Source organism: Ensifer sp. YR511, assembly GCF_900103045.1.
Classification (GTDB): domain Bacteria; phylum Pseudomonadota; class Alphaproteobacteria; order Rhizobiales; family Rhizobiaceae; genus Ensifer; species Ensifer adhaerens.
In genome coordinates this window covers 220,335-243,989 of the sequence record NZ_FNGR01000001.1, presented here as the reverse complement: position 1 = coordinate 243,989, position 23,655 = coordinate 220,335, and the positions used below count along the sequence as shown (strand labels likewise).

The window sequence follows — 23,655 nt, the reverse complement described above, 5'->3', positions numbered from 1 at the left end:
CGCCATCCGGAGATCGATCGCGGAGGATTGTGCGATGACCTGGCTACCGGCGGAAAACCGCTACGACACCATGAAATATAACCGTCTCGGCCGTTCCGGCCTGAAGCTGCCGGCGATCTCGCTGGGGCTTTGGCACAATTTCGGTGGCGACACACCGCATGACCGCAAGGTCGACATGTGCCGCACGGCGTTCGATCTGGGCATCACCCATTTCGACCTCGCCAACAATTACGGCCCGCCTCCGGGCTCGGCCGAGACTGCCTTCGGCGAAATCATGCGCACGGACTTCGCGCACTTGCGCGACGAACTGATCATCTCGTCCAAGGCCGGCTACGACATGTGGGCCGGCCCCTACGGCGAATGGGGCAGCCGCAAGTACATGATCGCATCCTGCGACCAGAGCCTGAAGCGCATGGGCCTCGACTATGTCGACATCTTCTATTCGCACCGTTTCGACCCGGAGACGCCGCTCGAAGAAACCTGCGGTGCGCTCGACCATATCGTGCGCTCGGGCCGGGCGCTCTATGTGGGGATTTCCTCCTACAACTCGCAGCGCACCCGCGAAGCCGCCGCGATCCTTAAGGATCTCGGCACGCCTTGCCTCATCCACCAGCCGAGCTACTCCATGCTCAACCGCTGGATCGAGGACGATGGGCTGATCCATACGCTCGAAGATCTCGGCATCGGCTCGATCGTTTTCTCGCCGCTCGCCCAGGGCATGCTGACGACGAAGTATCTTGGCGGCATCCCGTCTGATAGCCGCGCGGCGCAGAACCACTTCCTGAAGAAGGACTTCATCCGCCCCGAGATCATCGACAACATCCGCAAGCTGAACGGTATCGCCGAAAAGCGCGGCCAGACGCTGGCGCAGATGGCGCTTGCCTGGGTGCTGCGCAACGGCCGGATCACCTCGGCACTGATCGGCGCCAGCCGCTCCGAGCAGATCGTCGATTGCGTCAAGGCGCTCGAAAACGACACGTTCACGGCCGACGAACTGGCCGAGATCGATCTCTATGCGCGCGAGGCGGACATCAACCTCTGGGCCAAGTCGGCCGAGCTCTGATTTCGACCGAAAATATTGATTTGCCTGCATTTTAGGCAAAGCACATCGCTTTCCGGCGTATTAGACAAAAGTCGAATAAACGCCGGAAGGCGGCTTCTGGACATGGTCCGGTGTTTCTGTAAGGTGCGACAATGCCTGCCGGTTGCGGTGCTGATCTCAGTCGCTTTCGGCGGGTAACGAGGAGGAGAGCCACCGTTTGTCCGGGAAGGGGCAGGGTGGATTGATGGGTAGAGGCGCGCTGCGCCCGCCCTTTGGCGAGAACTAGGGGAGGAACCATGGATCGCCGTTCATTCATTAAAAACGCAAGCCTCGGCGGCTTGGCGGCCGCAGGTGCAGCCGCGCTTGCGACGCCGGCCATCGCGCAGGCAAACCCGAAGGTGAACTGGCGCCTGGCGTCGTCGTTCCCGAAGTCGCTCGACACGATCTATGGCGGCGGCGAAGTGCTGTCGAAATACGTCTCGGAGGCAACCGACGGTGCTTTCCAGATCCAGGTCTTCGCTGCCGGCGAAATCGTTCCAGGCCTGCAGGCCGCTGACGCGGCTGCTGCCGGTACGGTCGAAGCCTGCCACACGGTCGCATACTATTACTGGGGCAAGGACCCAACCTGGGCGCTCGGTGCAGCCGTTCCCTTCGCGCTCAACGCGCGCGGGATGAACGCCTGGCACTACCATGGCGGCGGTATCGACCTCTTCAACGAGTTCCTCGGCACCCAAGGCCTCGTCGGCTTCCCCGGCGGCAACACCGGCGTGCAGATGGGCGGCTGGTTCCGCAAGGAAATCAAGACGGTTGCCGACATGCAGGGCCTGAAGATGCGCATCGGTGGTTTCGCCGGCAAGGTCGTCGAGAAGCTCGGCGTCGTGCCGCAGCAGATCGCCGGCGGCGACATCTACCCGGCGCTGGAAAAGGGCACCATCGACGCTGCCGAATGGGTCGGCCCCTATGACGACGAGAAGCTTGGCTTCTACAAGGTTGCGCCCTACTACTACTATCCCGGCTGGTGGGAAGGTGGTCCGACGGTTCACGCCATGTTCAACAAGGCGGCCTTCGAAGGCTTGCCGAAGAACTACCAGTCGCTGCTGCGCACCGCCTGCCACGCCACTGACGCGAACATGCTGCAGAAGTACGATTACCTGAACCCCTCGGCGATCAAGCGCCTGGTGGCTTCGGGTGCCAAGCTCAGCCCGTTCAGCGCCGAAATCCTGTCAGCCTGCTTCGACAAGGCCAACGAGGTCTATGCGGAGATGGAAGCCTCGAACCCGACCTTCAAGAAGATCTGGGACTCGATCAAGGCCTTCCGCGGCGAGTACTACCTCAACGCCCAGATCGCCGAATACAATTACGACACCTTCATGATGATCCAGCAGCGCGGCGGCAAGCTCTAAGCTTTCCCCTCATTGCCGATTGAAACGAGCCGTTCGCGATATCCGTTGCGGGCGGCTTTTTCGTTGCCGCGCGCACGGCGTATTGCTGCGCGCCGTACTGAGCGCATTTCGTGGTAAGGTTGCTGCCTCAACAGGACGGAGGAAGAGCCATGCCAAGCGAAGGCCAATCGGTCGTGCTCGGCCCCGACGAGGGTCGCCGCTACGACATGGGCGCCATCCAGGCGGTCTTCAAAGCCGATGGCGCTGAAACCGCTGGTCGATTTTCGGTCTCGGAATGGTGGCTCGATGCCAGGCACGAGGGACCGGGCGCCCACAAGCACGACGACAACGACGAGATCTTCTACGTGATCGAGGGCACGGCGAGCGTGCTCGTCGGCGACATCTGGCACCAGAAGCCGAAGGGCTCGCTGTTCGTCATCCCGCGCGGGACGATGCATGACTTCAAGAACGAGAGCGAAGCGCGCATGGGGCTGCTCAACGTTTATGTCGGCGGTCCATTCGAGGAGGCGATGCCGATGATCGTCGACTGGTACCGCGACAATCCGGCCAAGCGGCTGGATTGAACGAGTTCGGTCGTCTCAGCGATTGTAGAAATGGAAAGGGCGGCTTATCGGCCGCCCTTTGCTTTTCTGTCTGCCAGCGGTCCTACTTGAACGACGGCGGCTGGCTGAGGTCGTTTGAGGGGGCCGGCTGTGGCTGGGCACCCGGGCTGCCAAACGACGGAGGCTGGCTGAGGTCGTTCGACGGAGCGGTCTGCGGCTGGGCTCCACCCTGATCGGCCGGCTTCTGGTCGAGCGGGCTGCCGCCTGGAAGCTGCAGGCCGCCGGGCAGGCCGAGACCGCCACCGCCGGCGCCGAAGCCGGGCACCTCGATCTTGATGGTGTTCGGATCGACGCCCGTTCCGGTTCCCTTGTAGTGCATGACCATCTGCGGGAACATGATCGTCAGGCCCACCATCACGATCTGGATACCGACGAAGGGTACGGCACCCCAGTAGATCTGGCCGGTCGTAACGGGCTGGATCGACTTGCCGGTGATCTTGTCGAGATAGGGCACCTTGGCCGCGACCGAGCGCAGGTAAAAGAGCGCGAAGCCGAAGGGCGGGTGCATGAAGCTCGTCTGCATGTTGATGCCGAGGAGCACGCCGAACCAGATGAGGTCGATGCCAAGCTTGTCGGCAGCGGGCGCAAGCAGCGGCACGATGATGAAGGCGAGCTCGAAGAAATCGAGGAAGAACGCCAGGAAGAAGACGAGCAGGTTGACGGCAATCAGGAAGCCGGTCTCGCCGCCCGGCATCGCCGTCAGCAGGTGCTCGACCCAGATATGGCCGTTGACGCCATAGAAGGTGAGCGAGAAGACGCGTGCACCGATCAGGATGAACAGCACGAAGGCGGAAAGCCTTGTCGTTGCCGTCAGTGCGCCGCGCACGACGTCCAGATTGAGACGACCCTTGGCGGCCGCCATGATCAGCGCGCCGACTGCACCCATGGCGCCGCCTTCGGTCGGCGTTGCGATGCCGAGGAAGATGGTGCCGAGGACGAGGAAGATCAGCGCCAGCGGCGGGATCAGCACGATGATGACCTGCTGGGCAAGCCTCGACATCGCATTGATCTTCAGGCCGCGGTCGAGCAGGGCGACGATATAGATGAAGGCAACGCCCACTGTGCCGCCGAGGATATCGGCGTTCTCGCCCTGGGTCGGGTAGAGATAGACGTGGGCGGCATAGGCAATGCCGGCTGCGACCGCGAGCGCGATGAACAGCGAGGTAACGCCGGAGCCCAGCGTGCGGGCTTCCAGCGGCAGGGCCGGCATGGAGTCACGCTTCAGGATCGTCATGATCAGGATGTAGACCATGTACAGTCCGGTCAGCACCAGGCCCGGGATCAGCGCGCCGGCATACATGTCGCCGACCGAACGGCCGAGCTGGTCGGCAAGAACGATGAGCACGAGTGACGGCGGGATGATCTGGGCGAGCGTGCCGGAAGCCGCGATAACGCCCGAGGCGACCTTCCGGTCATAGCCGTAGCGCAACATGATCGGCAGCGAGATCAGGCCCATGGCGATGACCGAGGCGGCAACGACGCCTGTCGTGGCTGCAAGCAGCGCGCCGACGAAGATGACCGCATAGGCAAGACCGCCGCGGATCGGGCCGAAGAGCTGGCCGATCGTGTCGAGCAGGTCTTCCGCCATGCCCGATTTCTCGAGCACGATCCCCATGAAGGTAAAGAAGGGGATGGCAAGCAATGTGTCGTTCGACATCACCCCCCAGAACCGGTCAGGCAGCGCGTTGAGCAGCGGCCAGGAGAGGTTGATCGAATCCGACAGCGGCGCGAGTTCGACGCCGATGATGAAGAAAAGCAGGCCGTTGGCGGCGAGCGAGAAGGCGACCGGGTATCCCAAAAGCAGGAACACGATCAGTGACGCGAACATGATCGGCGCCAGGTTTTCAGCAATGAATTCGATCATGGACGGGTCTCCGGAGACACGACATCGTCAAGCGGCGCATGGGTCGGCACATAGGGTGTCGGGTCTTCCATGTTTCCGGTCATGATCGCGATTTTCTTGATGATCTCCGACACGCCCTGGAAGGCCAGCAGCAGGAAGCCGAAGAGCAGGATGGCCTTGGCCGGCCAGATGATCAGGCCGCCGGCGGATGATGAGACCTCGCCCGAGACGTAGGACATCTTCACATAGGGGAAGAGGTAATAGAGCACGAGCAGCACGAAGGGCATCAGGAAGAGGAGGTGCCCAAGAAGGTCGATCCAATGCTGCACGCGGCGCGAGAACTGACCGTAGACCACGTCGATGCGGATGTGCTCGTTCTGGCTCAGGGTATAGGCGGCCGCAAACATGAAGGCGGCGCCGAACAGATACCATTGCGCCTCGAGCCAGGCATTCGACGACATGTTGAAGATCTTGCGGATCACTGCGTTGCCGGCGCTGACGAGAACAGCGGCCAGGATCAGCCATGAAACGCTCTTTCCGATAAATTCCGTGATCGTGTCTATAAGTCGGCTAAAGCCGAGCAAAGCTCTCATCGATTTCCTCCCCGCGATGGCTTTTATGGTTCTTGTGCCAAGCATAGCCAGAGTGCCGATTTCAAGCGCACGTTCAAGTCTGAGGTGCGATTTTCCCGTGTAGTTCGGCCGCCTCCGACTAAAGTAGAATAGGGTGATCCAGCGCTTTGCCCATTGTTTGTGCAATCCGGTTGCAGACGGCGAGGCACGGCGATCGTCAGCCGCCTTAAGGTGCACATCGCCGAGCGAATCGATGTGGAAAGCCGGTCACAGGCGATACGACGCGCGAATTACTGCAACGTTGCAGGCTTGAATTTGTATGATTTTTGAGGTCGGATGGCGCCGCCAAGGGAGGACGCCTGAACCATGACTGCCATGATCCGAAACCCCATTCTGCCGGGCTTCAACCCGGACCCTTCGATCTGCCGTGTCGGCGACGACTATTACATCGCGACCTCCACCTTCGAATGGTACCCGGGTGTGCAGATCCACCATTCGCGGGATCTGGTGAACTGGCGACTCGTCCGCCGGCCGCTGGAGCGGGCAAGCCAGCTCGACATGCGCGGCAACCCGGATAGCTGCGGCGTCTGGGCGCCGTGTCTTTCCTATGACGATGGCCTGTTCTGGCTGGTCTACACCGACGTCAAGCGCTTCGACGGCAACTTCAAGGACGCGCACAACTACATCGTCACGGCTGAGGCGATCGAGGCGACCTGGTCGGATCCGGTCTACGTCAATTCCTCCGGCTTCGACCCGTCGCTCTTCCATGATGACGACGGCCGCAAGTGGTTCCTCAACATGCAGTGGAACCACCGCACCGAAAGCTTCGGTGGCTCGCCGAAACATCCGGCCTTTGACGGCATCCTGCTGCAGGAATGGGACGAACGGACACGCAGGCTCGTCGGCCCCGTGAAGAACATCTTTGCCGGCTCACCACTCGGCCTCGTCGAGGGGCCGCATCTGTTCAAGCGAAACGGCTGGTATTATCTGACGACGGCGGAAGGCGGGACCGGCTACGACCACGCCGTCACCATGGCCCGCTCACGCGCGATCGACGGCCCCTATGAGATGCATCCGGATATCTTTCTGATCACGTCGAAGGACCACCCCGAAGCGCCGTTGCAGCGCGCGGGCCACGGCCAATATGTCGAGACGCCAGATGGGCAGGCCTATCATACGCATCTGACCGGCCGACCGCTGCCTCCCGGACGGCGCTGCACGCTCGGTCGCGAGACGGCCCTGCAAAAATGTGTCTGGCGCGATGATGGCTGGCTCTATCTCGAAAACGGCGGCCCGGTGCCGGAGGTGCTCGTGCCGGCGCCGGGACCGACGGGGCAGGTGCCGACACCGGTGATCGCGGAAACGCATTTCGACGGCCAGGCATTGCCCGTCGAGTTCCAATGGCTGCGTACGCCGGAACCGGAGCGGATCTTCTCGCTCGAATGGCGGCCGGGCCACCTCAGGCTGTTCGGCAGAGAGAGCATCGGCAGCTGGTTCGAGCAGGCGCTGGTCGCGCGGCGGCAGGAGCATCATTCCTTCCGCGCCGAGACGACGGTCGATTTCACGGCCGTAACCTACCAACAGGTTGCAGGTTTGACGCATTACTACAATCGCCACAAGTTCCATGCGCTCGGCATCACCTGGCACGAAACGTTGGGCCGGGCGCTGACGATCCTCTCATGCCCCGGCGATTTTCCGCACGGCCGGCTGCAGTTCCCCGTCGGCAGCGGCATCGCCATTCCCGATGGTCCGATCGACCTCGCCATGGACGTTCGCGACAATGACCTGCAGTTCTTCTGGCGGGCGACCGCAGCGGTGGATTGGCAGCCGATCGGCCCGGTTCTCGATGCGGGCGTGGTCTCCGACGAGGGCGGCCGCGGCGAGCATGGATCCTTCACCGGGGCCTTCGCCGGCATGTTCGCCTTCGATACCTCAGGCGCGGGCAAGGCTGCCGATTTCGACCGCTTCCGCTACGTCAGCCTTACGGCAAGTTGATCTGTAAACATTAGAATTATGGAATAAGTGATGGATATCATTACGCATTTGTAATGTAGAGTTTCATATTCGGTTCAGGAAGCGGGGTCTAATTTTCGGGTGCAGACAAAGAAAGGACACCCGAATGAAACGTCTCCTGATCGCGCTCGTCGCCAGCTCCGTTCTGATTACGCCGGTCGCAGCCCTTGCCCAGCCGGCAGGATCCTTCGAGGTGGCGCAGAACTATGATCGTTCGCGTCGATCCGTCGATCGCGATTACGATCGTCACATGGACCGCCGCGTGGATCGTCACGTCGACAAGCACGTCACGATCGAAAAGCGGGTGATCGTCAAGAAGAAGGAGCGCTGGGCGCGCGGCCATCGCCTGTCGCCGGCCGAGCGCCGCCACATGGCGCAGGTGCGCGACTACCGTTACTACAAGCTTCGCCAGCCGCCGCGCGGCCAGCAATGGGTACGGTCCGGCAACGACTTCCTGCTGATCAGCCTTGCCACCGGCGTCATTGTCGGCCTGGCGGCAGCACGCTGATAAGGCACTCTGGGTTCAGCGAAGGGGCGGCGTTTTCACGCCGCCCCTTCGCCTTTTCGGTAACCGGCGCGTGGGTTTTGCCGGTCGCCAAAAAGCAGGAGTTCGATAGCGCCTGCCGCTTCCGGCGCGTCCCCATCTGCGGGTTCATCTCCCAGAAACGGATCGAACATCGGCACCGGCCGCCCGGCGGCGTTGAGCGCCATGCAGGTGAAGCGCGGTCGGCGCGGTACGCGCGCGGCGTCTGCCATCAGGCGGCCCGTGGCGACCAGCTGGCGAAGGGGTCGGCAAGATCGCGCCAACGTTCCGGACGAAAGCGCTCGTCGGCGATCAGGCAGGCATCGAGTTCGGCACGAAGCTCCGCCTCGTCCATCGGGTCGGCGCCGATGAAGACGATCTCCTGGCGACGATCACCCCAGACCGGGTCCAGGTAGGGACCGACCGCCTTCAGGAAACCTGGTTCGCGCGGCCATTGCTCCTGAGGCACGGCCGACCACCAGAGCCCCATCTTGCCGGTCCGCACAAGCGGGCCGGCCTGGCTGATCTCGCCGACATAATGCGGTCGGGTGGCGAGCCAGAAGAAGCCCTTGGCGCGAAGCACGCCCGGCCAGGAACGGTTGAGGAAGGCCTGGAAGCGCATGGGATCGAGCGGACGTCGAGCGCGATAGACGAAGGAGCGGATGCCGTATTCCTCGGTCTCCGGGATATGATCCTTGAAGCCGTGCAGTTCCTTGTACCAGAGCGGATGTTCTTCGGCCTTGGCGAGATCGAAGCGGCCGGTTCCAAGCACCTCGCGCAGGTTCACCTTGCCGAAATCGGTTTCGATCAACCGCGCATCGGGATTGAGCCCGACGATGATCTTGCGCGCGGCATCCACCTGCTCGGGCGTCGCAGTGCCGACCTTGTTCAAGACCACCACATCGGCGAACTCGATCTGCTCGACCAGGAGGTCTACGAGGGTGCGTGTATCGCCTTCGCCCGCCGTTTCGCCACGGTCGGCGAGGAAATCGAGCGAGGAATAGTCGGCCAGCAGGTTCGCGGCATCGACCACCGTCACCATCGTGTCGAGCCGCGCGACATCGGCCAGGCTTTCACCGTCCTCGTCGCGAAAATCGAAGGTGGTGGCGACGGGCAGGGGCTCGGAAATGCCGCTCGATTCGATCAGCAGATAGTCGAAGCGGTTCTGTTCGGCGAGGTTGCGGACTTCCTTCAGGAGATCGTCGCGCAGCGTGCAACAGATGCAGCCATTGGTCATTTCCACCAGTTGCTCTTCCGTGCGCGACAGACCGGCACCACCATCACGCACCAGCGCCGCATCGATGTTGACCTCACTCATGTCGTTGACGATGACGGCGACGCGCAGCCCGTCGCGGTTGGAAAGCACGTGGTTGAGCAGTGTCGTCTTGCCGGCGCCAAGAAAGCCGGAGAGAACGGTGACAGGGAGCTTTTCCATCGATTGGTTCCTGTATGTTATATCGTTACGAATACCGTCGGTTAAAAAGGCGAGCGCGTTTGCTCGCCTGATACGAGTGCGAAGTTTGGCACCGGACCTCTGGGCTGAACCCAACTTGCCGGCAGGTCGCCGTTCCAATCTCTCGGTCGCCTGTGGCTAGTCTTTCCGTCAATCCTCCTTGACCCGAGGTTCCAGCAGGCGGCCCGGTTCTGCACCCATCTCGCCGAGGATGGCCAATCCCGAGAATGATAGAGAGAGGGGCGGGCGCCCGTATAGCCGAGCCAAGCGAGCGCCCACCGAGACCGCCTTGGGAGGTCGGGTCAGCTTGCCGAGGCGAGGCAGGTCTTCAGCGAGGTGCCGATCCCTTCCATCATCTGGAAATAGAGATCCGGGCCGGCCTCCAGCGTGCCGGCTTCCGGGTCGAGCGTACCGGATTTCGCCGGCGTTCCCTCGATCACCACATTGATCAGCTTCGGCTCGAACTGCGGCTCGGCAAAGACGCAGGTGGCACCGAGTTCCTTGATCTTGGCATGGATCTGCGACACCCGATCCGCGCCGGGCAGGACCTCAGGGCTGACGGTGATCGAGCCGGCGACGCGAACCTTATAGCGGTGCTCGAAATACTGGTAGGCGTCGTGGAAGACGACGAAGGGCTTGTCCTTCACCGGTGCCACGGTTTCCGTGAGCTTGGCGTCGAGCGCATCCAGGCGCTTGTTCAGGGCGTCCAGATTGGCCTTGTAGCCGCCCGCATTGGCAGGATCGGCCTCAGTGAGCGTCTTTTCGATCTCGGCGGCCATCGCCTTGGCATTCATGGGATCGAGCCACATGTGCAGATCGGCATCGCCGTGGCCGTGATCGTGGTCATGGCCGTGATCGTGCCCCGCTTCGCCCTCGGCATGCTTGTGGCCTTCCTCGCTATGGCCTTCTTCACTGTGGCCTTCGTCGCCGTGGTCATGCGCCTCGAATGCACCGCCTTCGCGGAATTTCAGCTTCTCGATGCCGGGCGCTTCGCTGAGCTCCACCACCTTTGCGCCGCTGCTCAAGGCGTCGAGCGGCTTGTCGAGGAAGGCTTCGAGGCCGGGACCGACCCAGAAGACCACCTTTGCCGCCTGCAGGGCCGAGGCGTTCGAAGGCTTCATGTTGTAGGTGTGCGGCGAGGCGGCGCCCTCGACGATTAGCGACGGCTCGCCCACACCCTGCATGATCGAGGCGACAAGGGAGTGGATCGGCTTGATCGAAACCACCACATTGGGACTGTCCGCTGCGGCGGGTGCCGCAAGAAGCATGGTAGAGGCAAAAAGCAGGGCGGATGTCGATTTCATCGGGTTCTCCGGGCTTGATTGGCGTGCCTGCCACATCGGCCAGGCGCGCTTCGGGCATGCAAAACTGTTACTCCAACGGGCCGTTGCCAGCCTTGAAGTCGCCATGTAATGTTATTACATCAATTGCGTTATGCTATAACGTGTGCGATAGCCAGTGGCAACCATGCAATCCGGAATTTTTTCATGCTGAATTTCCGTTCCCCAGAAGCGCTGCCGCTGGTCAATCTCAGCAATGCCGGCGTGCGCCGCAACGGTCGCTGGCTGGTGCGTGGCGTCGAATTCTCGATCAGCCCGGGCGAGATCGTCACGCTGATCGGCCCGAACGGCTCGGGCAAATCGACGACCGCGAAGGCGGCGATCGGCGTTTTGAAGCCGGATGAGGGCTATGTCGAGCGCAAGCCGGGCCTGAAAGTAGGCTACGTGCCGCAGAAGCTTGCCGTCGACTGGACGCTGCCTTTGACGGTCGAACGACTGATGACGCTGACCGGCCCCTTGAAGGGGCGGGAGATCGAGGAGGCGCTGTCGGCGACCGGCGTGCTGCATCTGGCGAAATCCGAGGTGCAGCATCTCTCCGGCGGCGAGTTCCAGCGCGCGCTGCTCGCCCGCGCGATTGCCCGCAAGCCGGACCTGCTGGTGCTCGACGAGCCGGTGCAGGGCGTCGATTTCAGCGGCGAGATTGCGCTCTACGAACTGATCAAGCAGATCCGCAACCGCACAGGCTGCGGCATTCTCCTGATCTCGCACGACCTGCATATCGTCATGGCCGAGACCGATACGGTCGTTTGTCTCAACGGCCATGTCTGCTGCCGCGGCACGCCGCAGGCGGTCAGCCAGAGCCCGGAATATCAGAAGCTTTTCGGCAGGCGGGCCGCCAATACGCTTGCGGTCTACAGCCACCACCACGACCACACCCATTTGCCCGACGGCCGGGTGCTGCATGCGGACGGTTCGATCACCGAACATTGCTATCCCGGTGACGGCCATCACCACGACGATGAGGAAAACGTGCACGACCACGGCGAGGATTGCGGCTGCGGCCACCATTCGCGGCTGCACGGCTATGACGTGAAGGAGAAGCGCGATGCTTGACGATTTCTTCGTGCGCGCGCTGATCGCCGGCATCGGCATTGCCGTCATGGCCGGGCCGCTCGGCTGCTTCGTCATCTGGCGGCGCATGGCCTATTTCGGCGACACCATGGCCCATTCGGCGCTGCTCGGCGTGGCGCTATCGCTGCTGCTCGAGCTCAACCTGATGCTCAGCGTCTTCATCGTCGCGGCCGTGGTCTCGGTACTGCTTCTCTTCCTGCAGCGGCGCGGGGCGCTGTCGACCGATGCGCTGCTCGGCATCCTCTCCCATTCAGCACTTTCCTTCGGCCTCGTCATCGTTGCCTTCATGACCTGGGTGCGCATCGATCTCGTCGGCTTCCTCTTCGGCGACATTCTGGCGGTCTCCGAGTCCGACATCGACATCATCTGGGGCGGCGGCATCCTCGTCATATTCGCGATTGTCTATCTCTGGCGGCCGCTCCTGGCCTCCACCGTCAATCCGGAACTGGCGGAAGCCGAGGGTCTGAAGCCAGAACGCACGCGGCTCTTTTTCATGCTCTTGATGGCGCTGGTGATTGCGATCGCCATGAAGATCGTCGGCATTCTGCTCATCACCTCGCTGCTGATCATCCCGGCGGCAACGGCACGGCGCTTCTCGACCTCGCCGGAAGTGATGGCGGTACTCGCATCGGTCATCGGCGCGCTCGCCGTCACCGGCGGACTTTTCGGCTCGCTTCACTGGGATACCCCGTCGGGACCGTCTATCGTTGTTGCCGCGGTTGGGCTTTTCGTTCTGAGTCTGCTACCGATCGGCCGCCGCCCGCTCGAGGCGGCGCATCATTCCACGCCTGGAGGGCACCACTAATGGCTACGCCGCAACTGACCAAGAACCAGACGTTGGTGATGGATGCGCTCAGCCACTCCGAAGGGCCGATGAGCGCCTACACCATTCTCGACAAGCTGCGCGATCACGGCTTCCGCGCCCCGCTGCAGGTTTACCGCGCACTCGACAAACTGCTCGAATATGGCCTCGTGCATCGGCTGGAAAGCCTGAATGCCTTCGTCGCCTGTTCCTGCCCGCATGACCACGAACACGATCACGGCGTCACCGCCTTCACCATCTGCGAAGGCTGTGGCCAGGTGACCGAGTTTCATGACGAGGCGATCGAGCAGCGGCTTTCGACGCTGACGCGGGCGCAGAACTTCAAGACCGAGAAGACGACGATCGAGATCCGCGGCCATTGCCAGAGCTGCGCATAAGGGCAACTCCTTCAGAGCCCGTGGAAAGCCTACCTTGAGGTGTTTGGCGCTCAGTCCAGCCGGGTGAGGTCGGCGGCGTAACGCCGCCAGTTCTTGACGTAATGCGCTGCCGAGCGTTTCAAGCCTTCGACCGCCGCATCATCCAGCGTGCGGATCGCCTTGGCCGGCGCGCCGACGATCAACGAATTATCCGGAAATTCCTTGCCTTCGGTGACGAGCGCATTGGCGCCGACCAGGCAGTTGCGGCCGATCTTGGCGCCGTTAAGCACGGTCGCGCCCATGCCGATCAGCGAGTTTTCGCCGATGGTGCAGCCATGGATGATGGCGCCGTGCCCGATGGTGCAGCCTTCGCCGATCGTCACCGGGAAACCGGGATCGACATGGATGACGACGTTTTCCTGGATGTTGGTGCGCGCCCCGAGCCGGATGGGCTCGTTGTCGCCGCGCAGGGTTACGCCGAACCAGATGCCGACCTCTTCGCCGATCTCGACCTGGCCGATGACATTGGCGTCCGGGGCCACCCAATAGCTGCCCTTCGGCGGCGTCTGTGGGCGAAGTGATCCAAGGGCGTAAAGCGGCATCCATTCTGTCCTTTCGCAACATGCCCGATCGGGGCCGGCCGGCAGGCGGCGGGCCGCCTGCCGGAAGTGAGCCGGTTAGACGACGCTGACGGCGAGCGCCGCAACCCCATCGACGCCGCAGGTGACCTCGTCACCGCGCGCGACCGGTCCGACGCCCGAGGGCGTGCCGGTCATGATGACGTCGCCGGGGGCCAGCGTGAAGAGTTTGGAGAGTTCGGCGATGATTTCCGGCACTTTCCAGATCATCTGGTCGAGATCGCCCTGCTGGCGGAGTTCGCCGTTGACCTTCAGCCAGATATTGCCGTTGAGCGGATGGCCGATCGTTTCGGCCGATGCGATCGCCGAGAGCGGGGCGGAATGCTCGAACGCCTTGGCTGCAGCCCAGGGCTTGCCAGCCTTCTTCGCCTCCGCCTGCAGGTCGCGGCGGGTGAAATCGATGCCGACGGCATAGCCGTAGACGCAATCGAGCGCGTCCTCGACGGCGATGTTGCTGCCGCCACGTTTCAGGGCGACGACCAGTTCGACCTCGTGATGAACGTCGGTGGTCAAGGGCGGGTAGGGGAAGGCGCTACCGGCTGCAAGCAGGTTGTCCGGGTTCTTCTGGAAGAAGAACGGCGGCTCGCGGTCCGGGTCGTGGCCCATTTCGATCGCGTGGGCTGCATAGTTGCGGCCGACGCAATAGACCCGGCGAACCGGAAAGCCGACGAGGCTGCCGGAAATCGGCAGCAGCACGGGAAGCGGTGGGGGGATGATTGTTTCCATGATCGTCCGGTCTTGGGCGTCCGCCTGTCGCAACCGACAGGAAGAGCACCGCGCGTTTGTTGGGCGTTCGCCGTTGGCCGATTTCGGTTGAGGCGAGGCAAGAGAGAATCCGGACGTTACTGCATAAATCCGCGAATCGGAATCGATCCGCAGAAAAATTAAGAACAAGGATTGGGGACGAAGATTTTGATTAAGGCGCGCCCGCCTGGGCGCGCGCGATCACGGCATCCGAAAGGATGCCATCGTCGGCAAAGTCAGGCGCAATGAGCGTAGGCCTGAAGCTGGTCTCGGGTCAGGAACCGACCGTCCGAACGCGAGTTGAGTTCAGGATGGCTGTATTCGAGGCTGGGGACCTGGGGAAGCTCAAGGGCCTGGCGCACGGTCATGATGCCGAGATCACGACGGCCACCTTCACGCTTCACGGTGACTTCAACGATGCGATAGAGATTGCTCTCGCTCATATGTTCTCTCCCGTATATCGTTTTTCTTGAATTCCCTTAATGGGACTAAGGCGCTCCGAAATTGGTTTTTGTGAGGCACCTCAGAATATAGTAGAAAGAAATGAATGCTTCACGACAGAAATCGGGCCATTTCTGGAAAAATCACCCGAGATTGGGCAGTAATGTGCTGAAATGATGCGTTTGCTGGGCGAATGCCCGGAGCCTGAATAATCGTACGCGGCCGTCAAAGGCCGAAGGTTTCAATCAAAAAAGTCATCGTGTCGCTTGCCCGATGGCAAACGCTCGCCGCCTTCCAGCGGCACCTTTCGTTCAGCGCCGGTAGGCGCGTTAGTGCGTAGGCAACTCGGCTTCTTCGGCGGCCGAGATGAACAGCGATCGGGCCTCTTCTGCGGTGCGACGGCCGTCGATGGCGGCGCGGCAGGCACTGCGGGCGGCCACATAGAATGGTCCGCGGCGAGGCCAGTGGTCTGCAAGGCAGGCGAGGGCGTCTGAGGGGCCTTTGACGGTGCGGCAATCGCCGCTAACGAAGTCGAGTTCGATCGGCTGTTTCCAGACTAATTGCATGCGTCTCCTCCTCGAGATCATCTCAATGAACATCGGCATTTGCGACCGCCGGCCTCTGGCTCCTCTCGAGAAGGTCGGCAGTCGATCTTGCTAATGTAGCGCAGGAGTTCGGTTTTGTAAGCAGCTTTTCGGTTATGGCAGGACAGGCTGCCGCCGGCGGCCGCTCCGCCTGGCGCGAGTGCCGCGATTGGCGTTATCTGGGGATGCCACGCTGCAAGCTTTCGGCGAAGGCGCGACCGGCAATAAGCAGGCGTCCTTCGCTGGTATTGCCTGCGAGATAGTCGTCGATCAGCATCCTGGCATGCCGCCGCGCAGGCTCCCCGTCTCGCGCCCAGCCCTGTTCGATGCAAAGCGCGTCAAAGACGCGCTGCAACCGCTCCATGTCGGCCTTCGACAGCGCCAGGCATTGTGTCGCTCGCAATGGGGCCACCCGTCCCTCCCACAAGGCCGCATTCCCGCGCGCACTATGGCAGAAGGCCGGCGAATTGAACCCCTCGGGAATGAGGGGTTATACGGGCACGCCCGTTGCCGTCGGAATTGTCAGGCCGCCGGGACGACGCGGTCCACCTTGGTTCGGCGACCGCCTTCCTCGATCCGGTAATAGTCGGAGCCGATCTGCGCATACTGGTCGCAGCGCCGGCCGCCATCCTCGAAGGTGATGCAGACCTCGTCGCCGGTGATCGTGTAGCTGCCGCCATCGCGCACCTCGTAGTCACGATAACCGTAGCGGCCGTCGGGGAAGAAGGTGGAGTTGACGCCGTTGAGATTATACCGCAGCGTCTTGCCGACGAGGAAGGCCTGGAGCGCATCGCCCGAAAGCGTCGGAACGGACGGGGCGGTCGGCCGGGGTTTTGCGACCTCAGGCGCCTCCAACTCCATCGATTGGCACCCGGCCAAGAGAAGCGTGAGAAGTGCCGCGATCGCGCGTTTCATGCCGTCTGTCCTTATTCCTGTGACCGGTAACGATACAGGAACGCTGCCCTAGTCCTGTCCGCGGTCGCCGTCAACCCCGTGCTGTGCGTAGCGGCGGGGCTGAGGCGAGCCGATCATCTGCCTTCTTTCCGTTGGCAATTGCGAGTTTCGTCCTTTGTGAAACGAATGCGCAAAAAGCGCTTGTCGCTCAAAAAAGGCTTGTGCCAACCGCGGCAGCGACCGTGGCCGCCAGCGCCAGCAGCAGAAATGCGGCGCCGATGACGGTCGCTATTGTCCGTCGGCGCCCTGCGCCGCTCCAATCGTAGCTCATGTTTCGCTCCGATGACGATCCAGTCGAGGCGGCAAGATGTGCGATTCTTCTTAACAAAGTGGAAACCATGCCCGGCGCGGAGCCGCCGTCGGCAGGAGGCTATCGGCGGCGGCCGTGTTGCCGGCACCTTGCTGGTGGCCCCGTCAGTGCCGTATCGCGAGGAGCTCAGGGGAGTTGTCGCAACGCAGGCGCTTGTCGCTGCAGCGCTGATCGTTGTGACGCCGTGCGATCCGTGGTAGCTCGTCGCGCAGTTGTACGAATCCCGACGATGGGTTCGGTTACCCTGCCGTTGATTTCGGAGCGTTTTTTCGCAGTTCCGAGGATCGGGCGCGATCGGCTGACCAAGCGGCGTGCGCCTTCGGCCCACACACGTCAAGATGGAAGGAAGCAGGGGGTATCCATGCGCTGCCTGGTGATCAATCTCGACCGTTCTCCTGAGCGACTGATCCACATCGGAAGCCAGTTTTCCACCTTCGGCCTGAATTTTGAGCGCGTGGCTGCCGTTGACGGGCGAGAGCTCGATGACGCCGTGTTCGCGATGCAGCCGGTGTCGAAGCAGTGGAAGAGGATGAACAAGGCTGAAATCGCCTGCTTCATGAGCCATCGGAAGTGCTGGGCCATCATCGCGGAAGGGAGCGATGCCTATGGCGCGGTGATCGAGGACGATGTCTTCTTTTCGCCGAGCGCAACCCAGGCGCTGTCGTCATCGGATTGGATCCCGGCCGAGGTGGGCCTGCTGAAGATCGAAACTTTCCGGCAGAAGGTGTTTCTCAGCCGTGCCCGTGTGCTCGCCGATGCCGGGCGCACGATCCATGCATTGCGGGGATGCCATGTCGGCACGGGCGGCTATGTCATCTCTCGGGACTATGCAAAAAGACTGCTTGAGCTTTCGGAAGGGGCGTTTCCATGCCCTGTCGATCATTTCATGTTCGACGATGAGGTGCCGCGGCCGGACGACTGCCGCATTCATCAGCTCTATCCGGCCGTCTGCATCCAGGGCATGCTTCTCGACAGCGCCGACCCGGCGCATGGAAGCACGATCCGCAAGCCGGCCGGAGCAGCGGCTCGCGTGAAGTTGAGGCTCAAGATACATCAGAAGCTCTGGCGCGAGTGCAAGCGACTGTCACTGCAGGTGGCGGCGTTGCCGCCGTTCCTCTTGCGCAGCATTCGCTACCGCTGGACGACCGTTCCCTTTGGCTGACGGGTCGCGTTGCTGAGGCCTCCTCGTTGCCTCTCATTGCCGTAGGTGTCTAAAGCTCGCTTTCTTCGGCGTCGCGTTATATAAGCCCGGCAACACTAGATAATGCCTGCTGGCGGCATGCGCGAATATTCGGCGCTGCCCTTGCCGCGGCCATTGAACAAGAGACGCACGAAAGATGACTGAGACCGCAGGAAAAGCTGCGCGCACAAAGGCGTATTTCAACGCACCGGTCTTCGCCGTTGCGCCCATGATCGACTGGACGGACAGGCACTATCGGTTTTTCGCGCGGCAGCTATCGAAGCATGCGCTGCTCTATACGGAAATGATCGTCGCCGAGGCGATCCTGCGGGGGGACAGGCAGAGGCTGCTCGGTTTTGACGTATCCGAGCATCCGGTGGCGCTGCAGCTCGGTGGTAACGATCCGGCGAAGATGGCGGAGGCGGCACGGATCGCCGAAGGCTTCGGTTATGACGAGATCAACATGAATGTCGGCTGCCCGTCGGACCGGGTGCAATCCGGAACGTTTGGCGCCTGTCTGATGCAGGAGCCGCAAACGGTGGCCGCCTGCGTGGCGGCGATGAAGGCGGCGGTTAAAATCCCGGTTACGGTCAAGTGCCGTATCGGTGTGGACGACCAGGATCCGGAAGTGGCGTTGCGCACGCTCGTCGCGCAGGTGATCGATGCCGGCGCAGACGCCGTCTGGGTGCATGCCCGCAAAGCCTGGCTACAGGGCCTGAGCCCCAAGGAGAACCGCGAGGTCCCGCCGCTCGACTATGGCCTTGTGTATCGGCTGAAGCAGGAAAATCCCAATCTTTTCATTGGTATCAACGGCGGTCTTCAGACCCTGAATCAGGCGCTTGAGCAGCTTCCGCATCTGGACGGCGTCATGCTCGGCCGTGCTGCCTATCACGACAGCGCCATGCTGACAGCGGCCGATCGCCATTTCCCGCATCCGCTGACTGGCGCCAAGCCAATCGTCGAAGACGGCGCCACCTTCTCAGAGCGCGGCCATCGTCTCGATCTTGATTTCTGGGCGGAGGTCCGCGACGCCATGGCCGATTACGCCGCTGCGCATATCGCCAATGGCGGCCGGCTGATCCACGTGACCCGCCACATGGTCGGCCTGTTCCAGGGCTGGGCGGGTGCGCGACGCTATCGCCAGATCCTGTCCTCCGATGCGACCCGCCAGGGCGCGGGGCCGGACGTTATCTACGCGGCCTTCGACGCGGTCTTCGAGGCGACGGCGGCCAAGCAGGCGGCGGAGTAGGCGGTCGCCGAGTGTGCGGGCGCCGCGGGGCGTTCGAGGGTAAGTGCCGCAGACCTCTCCGTTTGTCGTCCTCGAGTTCGCCCGAGCGCTCATTGGGCCGCGCGTCCGGCGCAGGCTTTGCTGCGTCGAGAGAAGATGGCGCCTCTGGTTCTGGATGCTCGGGTCGAGCGCAAGCATGGCGGAGGGGCTGGAGCTGCTTCTGGAGACCCGCTGCCTATAAGGCCGGGTTTAGGAACGGATCCGTGGGGGCTGAGGCGCCCCCCAAACGAAAACGGCGCCCCTTGCGGAGCGCCGTTTCCAAATGAATGTCCGACTGGACGATCCGGCTTAGGCAGCCTGGATGTTGACGGCCTTCGGGCCCTTGCCCATGCGATCCGGCTCGGTGTCGAAGGTGACCTGCTGGCCGTCCTTGAGCGTAGCGAGGCCAGCGGCCTGAACGGCGGAGATGTGTACGAACACGTCCTTCGCGCCGCCATCCGGCGTGATGAAGCCGAAGCCCTTGTCCTGGTTGAAGAATTTTACGATGCCCTTGGTGGCCATGGAAGAAGTCCTTTTCCTTCAGTCAATTTGCGTTGCCCGCGCCCCCTGGGGGATGTGGGCATCTCGTCTTCCGCTTGCAAGCGGAAAGGCGTCGAGTGGTCACGATATCGGGGAAAAGACGTCTACGGTGCCGCTGCCGGCGGTCCCGACACAAGGCCGGGCGCAGTTGAAAGTCCAGTCTCCGGGATAGAAATCGCCCGAACGGGGCAAGAAGTGACAGGATTTGCAGAAAAAGGCAAGCGCCTTGTGCGCCGCGGGAAGCCGTCCAGCCTCTGTCTTTGCAGGGCTTTGGCCCGTTCTCGACCGTCGCTTTCCGGGCAGGGAGAAAAATCGGGGACGGCCGGTTTCCGGACACAATTTCGTCCCGACCGCGACCGAACGTGCGCGCCGCCAACGGGCGTTTGCGTTTTGGGGGCGGACTGCCGGGGGGAAGGCTTGCGCCTCTCCATAACACTTGCGCATCCCCGGGATAACGCGCAGGTTTTACCGAAGGTTGGTTCCGTCTTGGCCGCCGATGGCGTAGCCAGTGGCGCAGACGGGCGGCCGCGAGGACGGACGAAGTATCGCCGTGCGGACGAGGTGTCGCCGTGCGGACGAAGTATCGCCGGGGCTGAATTGGTGAGAGTGCGCCGGCCAGGTCTTGCTGGTGGCGAGAGTGACATACGGAGAGGGACAGCGTGATCGACCCTTACGAACTGCTTGGACTGGAACGCGACGCCGACAATCAGGCGATCCGCAACGCCTATCGCAAGGCGGCGAAATCCGCGCATCCGGATTCCGGCGGCGATCCCGAACAGTTCGCGCGACTGCAGGTGGCCTATGAGCTGCTCAAGGATCCGGTGCGCCGCAAGGTCTATGACGACACCGGTTACGATCCGCAGTTGGCCGACGCGCGCGATCTCAAGGGCCTGATGATGCTGGAAACGCTGGTCAACGAGTTCATCCTCGACGAGCGCGAGCCCGGCAGCTTCGATCCTGTCGCCGCCATGCGCCGCAAGCTTTCGGACGATATCGTCAAGAGCCGCTTCCATATCCTCGAACTCGAGCGCCACCGGGCCCGCGTGCGCAAGCACCTCGACCGCCTCGGCCGCCGGCCGGAGACCGACGTGCTCGGCTCGATGCTGCGCGCCCGCTCGCGCTCGATCGCCGAGGCGATCAAGAGCACCGACGAGCAGATCAAGACGATCGAGCAGGCCTATGAAATGCTGGAGGGGTATTCCTACGAGCTTGAGGCGCTGGAGGTGAAGGCGCACGCGGCGGAGTAGGCGGCGCCGTCTCGACTTTGCCTGTGGTAAGTACGCCGGGACGACGACGACACCCGCGATCCGGACACCTGGCTTTCGGCCGGCGCGATCGGCGGCGTTGATATCACCGGCGTTCGCCTTTGTGGCACCGCTGTGCAGTCGCCTCCATCGGTGCCATAGTCTTCGTCTGTGTCCGATAGCCGGGACCTCTGCCATCGTCTGGAGCGAAGGAGAGTGGCATGAGCCGCTCACACATGCGTGCAGCCGTTTTCCTGCTGGCGACCATGCTCGCCGCCTATCTCGCGGTCAGCTATTTTCTCGTCCCGGAACTCTGGGTCTTCCATGATTCCAGGCGCAGGGCTCCGCTCAATCCCATGGTAACGTCCACGGAGCAGGGCATTCCCGGCGACCCGATCAATGTCGGGCTGGTCGGCTCCAAGGAGCAGATCATCCGCGCCTTCGCCGCGGCCGGATGGGACGCCGCCGACAAGGTGACGCTCAGGTCCTCGGTCGATATCGGCCTCAGCGTCGTGCTCGACCGGCCGGATCTCGACGCGCCCGTCAGCCCGCTGTTCTATGAGGGGCGCAAGCAGGACCTGGCCTTCGAGAAGCCGGTCGGCCACAGCGCCGACCAGCGCAACCATGTGCGCTTTTGGCAGACGACCAAGCCTGTGGAGGGCAGCGGCCCGCTCTGGCTCGGTTCGGCCAGCTTCGACCGCGGCGTCGGCCTCAGCCACGATACCGGCCAGATCACCCACCACATCGGCCCCGATCTCGATGCCGAACGCAATCTGGTCATCGACGACCTCGACAAGGCCGGGCAGGTGGCATCGACCTATGAGATCCCCGGCGTCGGCGCTACCACATCGGGCCGCAACGGCGGCGGCGATCCTTACTTCACCGACGGCAAGACCTTGGTCGGAGTACTCAAGCCGGCAGGCGAAGGGGGCGGTGCGGAGGCCGCGAAGTGAGTGCCCACCGCTGTACTCGGCGCAAGGGCGCGGCAGGCGCAGCACGCGGCGATGGATCAAAGGCTTAAAGCGCAAATCTGAAAGATCGTGGTGCGGGGCGGCACAGCGGACGGCGCGCGCCCCGTCACCTACGCGTTACGGACGCCCCATGAACAGCGACAACGATGCAAAATCGTCGTGCAGGTGGCCGGCGTCGATGGCACGGCGGAAGATCGCCTCGTAGCCGTCGGTGATCGTCCGGTCGATGCCGCGGGCGGCCATCAGCTCGACCAGATGGTGGAAGGCGCCATAGTGCGGCGAGACCGAGGAAAGCGTCTCGTCGTCGGCCGTATAGCGCCCGGCGGCGCTACGCTTGATCAGGTCGGCGACGAGGCCATCGATGACAGGCGCCGTCGCCGACCATTGTTTGCCAAGCGTTTCGAGATCGATCGCCTCGGCGCGGCAGACGGCGATCGATTGCAGCGCGCCGAACAGCGCGCCCCACATCAGGGCGAGCACCGCGCTGTCGAGCGCGTTGGCAAGGCCCGGATCAGCGCCGATATGCTGCACATTGCCGCCGAGCGCGCCGAGCACTGCGCGGCTTTCCTCAAACGCCGCGGCCGGGCCGGAGATGAGCAGCGTACCCGCTTCGGTGCCGATGAAATCGGGAGTCGCCAGGATTGCACCGTCGAGGTAGCGGATGCCATGCCGCCCGGCCCAAGCCTGCACCTCGCGGGCGCCGTCGGGCGTGCCGGAGGTCAGCTCGATGATCAGCTTGCCCTTGAGGGTGCCAGTGACGTCAGGGTCGCGCAGCAGGCTCTGCGTCGCCTGGTAGTCGCTGACATTGACGATGACGATGTCGGAGGCTGTGACGGCGTTGCGTACGCTGGCCGCCACTTCGGCTCCGGCTGCGGCGAGCGGCGCGGCCTTTGCCGGCGTACGGTTCCACACCGTCGTCGGGTGCCCGGCCTTCAGCAGCGCATGCGCCAATGCCGACCCCATCCGCCCCATTCCCAAAACGCTGATTGCAGGTTGCATATCCAGTCTCCATATCCTTGGTGCGGGATCGGCGCTCGCTACGCGCATCCCGCTTCGATTGTTCGAGGCGACGCATTTGTCGTCGCGGCTGAGACGTAAGACGGGACAATCGGGTCGCAATACGCACCCGCGGGTAAGTGGTTACCCCGGCGTAAGGGAGGATGACGTGACGGATGCCATGGAAAACTGCGGTTTCATGACCGCGCTGCGGGCGATCGAGGGCAAGTGGAAGGTCGATATCCTCTGCGAACTCGGCAAGGCCGCGCGCCGCTTCGGCCGCCTGCGTCAGGCGATGCCCGCCATCAGCGAGAAGATGCTGGCGCAGCAACTGCGCGAACTGGAAGCCGATGGCCTCGTCAGCCGCACCACCTATCCGGAAACGCCGCCAAAGGTGGTCTATTCGCTGACCAAACGCGGTGCCGCGCTGAACGTGGCGGCGGATGCGCTCTGCAAGTGGGGCGAGGAGTTTGGCGACGACGCAGGGCAGGTCGAGGCGAGGGCGGTTGCGGTGGGCTGATCGCCGCGACGTCGGCGTGGCCGTGGGCGGGCTCACTTTCGAGCGGCGTTGGTGCCACGATGTCGCCCGCCACAGCCCCGATGTGTTGTCCGGGCCGTCGGAGCCGCGATCTTGGCGGCTGCAGCCCCGTCCATCTCTGCTCGTCACAGGGATCCCGTACCAATGCGGCCGCACGGCGGAAAACTGCGGCGGCTCGTTCCGGCAAACTTTTTGGCAGTAGGCCTT

Annotated in this window: 27 protein-coding genes; 13 read left to right on the top strand and 14 right to left on the bottom strand. The window is 62.9% G+C overall.

The features are described from left to right. Positions 1-34: 34 nt before the first annotated feature. From mgrA to BLU15_RS01135, 3 genes are all read left to right on the top strand, one after another. Positions 35-1,063 carry an L-glyceraldehyde 3-phosphate reductase gene (gene mgrA, locus BLU15_RS01145; protein WP_034788432.1) on the top strand — a complete coding sequence of 343 codons (1,029 nt, stop codon included), beginning with the start codon at positions 35-37 and terminating at the stop codon, positions 1,061-1,063. A gap of 275 nt (positions 1,064-1,338) precedes the next feature. After that, positions 1,339-2,445, top strand: coding sequence for a TRAP transporter substrate-binding protein (locus tag BLU15_RS01140; RefSeq protein ID WP_034788435.1), 1,107 nt, complete (start codon positions 1,339-1,341; stop codon positions 2,443-2,445). A gap of 149 nt (positions 2,446-2,594) precedes the next feature. Continuing rightward, the gene (locus BLU15_RS01135; protein WP_090293957.1) at positions 2,595-3,008 is read left to right on the top strand and encodes a cupin domain-containing protein; all 414 of its coding nucleotides are present in this window, start codon (positions 2,595-2,597) and stop codon (positions 3,006-3,008) included. Positions 3,009-3,090: 82 nt separating this feature from the next. Here the strand turns inward: BLU15_RS01135 and BLU15_RS01130 are convergent, their stop codons facing one another. Together BLU15_RS01130 and BLU15_RS01125 are read right to left on the bottom strand one after the other, a co-directional pair. Beyond that, positions 3,091-4,911, bottom strand: a complete 1,821-nt coding sequence (locus tag BLU15_RS01130; protein WP_034788443.1) for a TRAP transporter large permease — start codon at positions 4,909-4,911, stop codon at positions 3,091-3,093. After that, positions 4,908-5,483 (bottom strand): TRAP transporter small permease subunit, encoded by a 576-nt coding sequence (locus tag BLU15_RS01125; protein WP_034788445.1) that lies wholly within the window; start codon positions 5,481-5,483, stop codon positions 4,908-4,910. Before BLU15_RS01125 ends, BLU15_RS01130 begins: the two co-directional genes overlap by 4 nt. Before the next feature lie 345 nt (positions 5,484-5,828). Between BLU15_RS01125 and BLU15_RS01120 the strand changes: the two genes are divergently transcribed. Together BLU15_RS01120 and BLU15_RS01115 are read left to right on the top strand one after the other, a co-directional pair. Next, on the top strand, positions 5,829-7,457 hold the full coding sequence (locus BLU15_RS01120) for a glycoside hydrolase family 43 protein (protein WP_060600947.1): 1,629 nt from the start codon (positions 5,829-5,831) through the stop codon (positions 7,455-7,457). Positions 7,458-7,581: 124 nt separating this feature from the next. After that, positions 7,582-7,983, top strand: a complete 402-nt coding sequence (locus BLU15_RS01115; RefSeq protein WP_089044173.1) for an RcnB family protein — start codon at positions 7,582-7,584, stop codon at positions 7,981-7,983. Between the two features lie 35 nt (positions 7,984-8,018). On the opposite strand, the gene BLU15_RS01110 is transcribed toward BLU15_RS01115, so the two are convergent. The 3 genes from BLU15_RS01110 to znuA form a co-directional block, all read right to left on the bottom strand. Beyond that, complete coding sequence (locus BLU15_RS01110) at positions 8,019-8,231, bottom strand: hypothetical protein (protein WP_060600944.1); 213 nt, start codon at positions 8,229-8,231, stop codon at positions 8,019-8,021. Next, positions 8,231-9,433 (bottom strand): GTP-binding protein, encoded by a 1,203-nt coding sequence (locus BLU15_RS01105; RefSeq protein ID WP_034788454.1) that lies wholly within the window; start codon positions 9,431-9,433, stop codon positions 8,231-8,233. Before BLU15_RS01105 ends, BLU15_RS01110 begins: the two co-directional genes overlap by 1 nt. A 320-nt stretch (positions 9,434-9,753) precedes the next feature. Then, positions 9,754-10,755, bottom strand: a complete 1,002-nt coding sequence (gene znuA / locus BLU15_RS01100) for a zinc ABC transporter substrate-binding protein ZnuA (RefSeq protein WP_090293954.1) — start codon at positions 10,753-10,755, stop codon at positions 9,754-9,756. 183 nt (positions 10,756-10,938) lie between these two features. On the opposite strand from znuA, the gene BLU15_RS01095 reads away from it, so the two are divergent. The 3 genes from BLU15_RS01095 to BLU15_RS01085 are packed head-to-tail and all read left to right on the top strand — an operon-like array spanning position 10,939 to position 13,062. After that, complete coding sequence (locus BLU15_RS01095; protein ID WP_060584952.1) at positions 10,939-11,844, top strand: ATP-binding cassette domain-containing protein; 906 nt, start codon at positions 10,939-10,941, stop codon at positions 11,842-11,844. Continuing rightward, complete coding sequence (znuB, locus tag BLU15_RS01090) at positions 11,837-12,667, top strand: zinc ABC transporter permease subunit ZnuB (RefSeq protein ID WP_034788464.1); 831 nt, start codon at positions 11,837-11,839, stop codon at positions 12,665-12,667. Before BLU15_RS01095 ends, znuB begins: the two co-directional genes overlap by 8 nt. After that, positions 12,667-13,062 carry a Fur family transcriptional regulator gene (locus BLU15_RS01085; RefSeq protein ID WP_034788467.1) on the top strand — a complete coding sequence of 132 codons (396 nt, stop codon included), beginning with the start codon at positions 12,667-12,669 and terminating at the stop codon, positions 13,060-13,062. The genes znuB and BLU15_RS01085 overlap by 1 nt, the downstream gene beginning before the upstream one ends. Positions 13,063-13,112: 50 nt before the next feature. On the opposite strand, the gene BLU15_RS01080 is transcribed toward BLU15_RS01085, so the two are convergent. From BLU15_RS01080 to BLU15_RS40575, 7 genes are all read right to left on the bottom strand, one after another. After that, positions 13,113-13,643: a gamma carbonic anhydrase family protein gene (locus tag BLU15_RS01080; RefSeq protein ID WP_060520643.1), complete on the bottom strand. Its 531-nt coding sequence runs from the start codon at positions 13,641-13,643 to the stop codon at positions 13,113-13,115. 75 nt (positions 13,644-13,718) lie between these two features. After that, positions 13,719-14,405 carry a fumarylacetoacetate hydrolase family protein gene (locus tag BLU15_RS01075; RefSeq protein WP_060520644.1) on the bottom strand — a complete coding sequence of 229 codons (687 nt, stop codon included), beginning with the start codon at positions 14,403-14,405 and terminating at the stop codon, positions 13,719-13,721. Positions 14,406-14,659: 254 nt separating this feature from the next. Continuing rightward, on the bottom strand, positions 14,660-14,866 hold the full coding sequence (locus BLU15_RS01070) for a hypothetical protein (protein ID WP_034788476.1): 207 nt from the start codon (positions 14,864-14,866) through the stop codon (positions 14,660-14,662). Between the two features lie 327 nt (positions 14,867-15,193). Beyond that, positions 15,194-15,430 (bottom strand): DUF982 domain-containing protein, encoded by a 237-nt coding sequence (locus BLU15_RS01065; RefSeq protein WP_082566472.1) that lies wholly within the window; start codon positions 15,428-15,430, stop codon positions 15,194-15,196. 193 nt (positions 15,431-15,623) lie between these two features. After that, positions 15,624-15,860, bottom strand: a complete 237-nt coding sequence (locus tag BLU15_RS01060) for a hypothetical protein (protein ID WP_234798742.1) — start codon at positions 15,858-15,860, stop codon at positions 15,624-15,626. A 110-nt stretch (positions 15,861-15,970) separates the two neighbouring features. Beyond that, on the bottom strand, positions 15,971-16,363 hold the full coding sequence (locus tag BLU15_RS01055; RefSeq protein WP_060584956.1) for a hypothetical protein: 393 nt from the start codon (positions 16,361-16,363) through the stop codon (positions 15,971-15,973). Positions 16,364-16,550: 187 nt separating this feature from the next. Next, positions 16,551-16,673, bottom strand: a complete 123-nt coding sequence (locus BLU15_RS40575; protein ID WP_256386558.1) for a hypothetical protein — start codon at positions 16,671-16,673, stop codon at positions 16,551-16,553. Between BLU15_RS40575 and BLU15_RS01050 the strand changes: the two genes are divergently transcribed. Beyond that, on the top strand, positions 16,672-17,874 hold the full coding sequence (locus BLU15_RS01050) for a glycosyltransferase family 25 protein (protein ID WP_090293953.1): 1,203 nt from the start codon (positions 16,672-16,674) through the stop codon (positions 17,872-17,874). The two genes, BLU15_RS40575 and BLU15_RS01050, sit on opposite strands and share 2 nt — an antisense overlap. 175 nt (positions 17,875-18,049) lie before the next feature. Beyond that, positions 18,050-19,141, top strand: coding sequence for a tRNA dihydrouridine(20/20a) synthase DusA (gene dusA / locus BLU15_RS01045; RefSeq protein WP_090293951.1), 1,092 nt, complete (start codon positions 18,050-18,052; stop codon positions 19,139-19,141). 327 nt (positions 19,142-19,468) lie between these two features. Here the strand turns inward: dusA and BLU15_RS01040 are convergent, their stop codons facing one another. Next, the gene (locus tag BLU15_RS01040; protein ID WP_034788487.1) at positions 19,469-19,681 is read right to left on the bottom strand and encodes a cold-shock protein; all 213 of its coding nucleotides are present in this window, start codon (positions 19,679-19,681) and stop codon (positions 19,469-19,471) included. Positions 19,682-20,358: 677 nt separating this feature from the next. Here BLU15_RS01040 and BLU15_RS01035 point away from each other — a divergent pair. Both BLU15_RS01035 and BLU15_RS01030 read left to right on the top strand, forming a co-directional pair. After that, positions 20,359-20,946, top strand: coding sequence for a J domain-containing protein (locus BLU15_RS01035; protein WP_034788490.1), 588 nt, complete (start codon positions 20,359-20,361; stop codon positions 20,944-20,946). A 218-nt stretch (positions 20,947-21,164) separates the two neighbouring features. Further along, a complete protein-coding gene (locus BLU15_RS01030; protein WP_090293949.1) occupies positions 21,165-21,896 on the top strand; it encodes an LssY C-terminal domain-containing protein in 732 nt (243 codons plus the stop codon). A gap of 135 nt (positions 21,897-22,031) precedes the next feature. Here the strand turns inward: BLU15_RS01030 and BLU15_RS01025 are convergent, their stop codons facing one another. After that, a complete protein-coding gene (locus BLU15_RS01025; RefSeq protein ID WP_060600926.1) occupies positions 22,032-22,913 on the bottom strand; it encodes an NAD(P)-dependent oxidoreductase in 882 nt (293 codons plus the stop codon). 166 nt (positions 22,914-23,079) lie between these two features. On the opposite strand from BLU15_RS01025, the gene BLU15_RS01020 reads away from it, so the two are divergent. Beyond that, on the top strand, positions 23,080-23,430 hold the full coding sequence (locus BLU15_RS01020) for a winged helix-turn-helix transcriptional regulator (protein ID WP_226020687.1): 351 nt from the start codon (positions 23,080-23,082) through the stop codon (positions 23,428-23,430). Positions 23,431-23,655 lie beyond the last annotated feature (225 nt).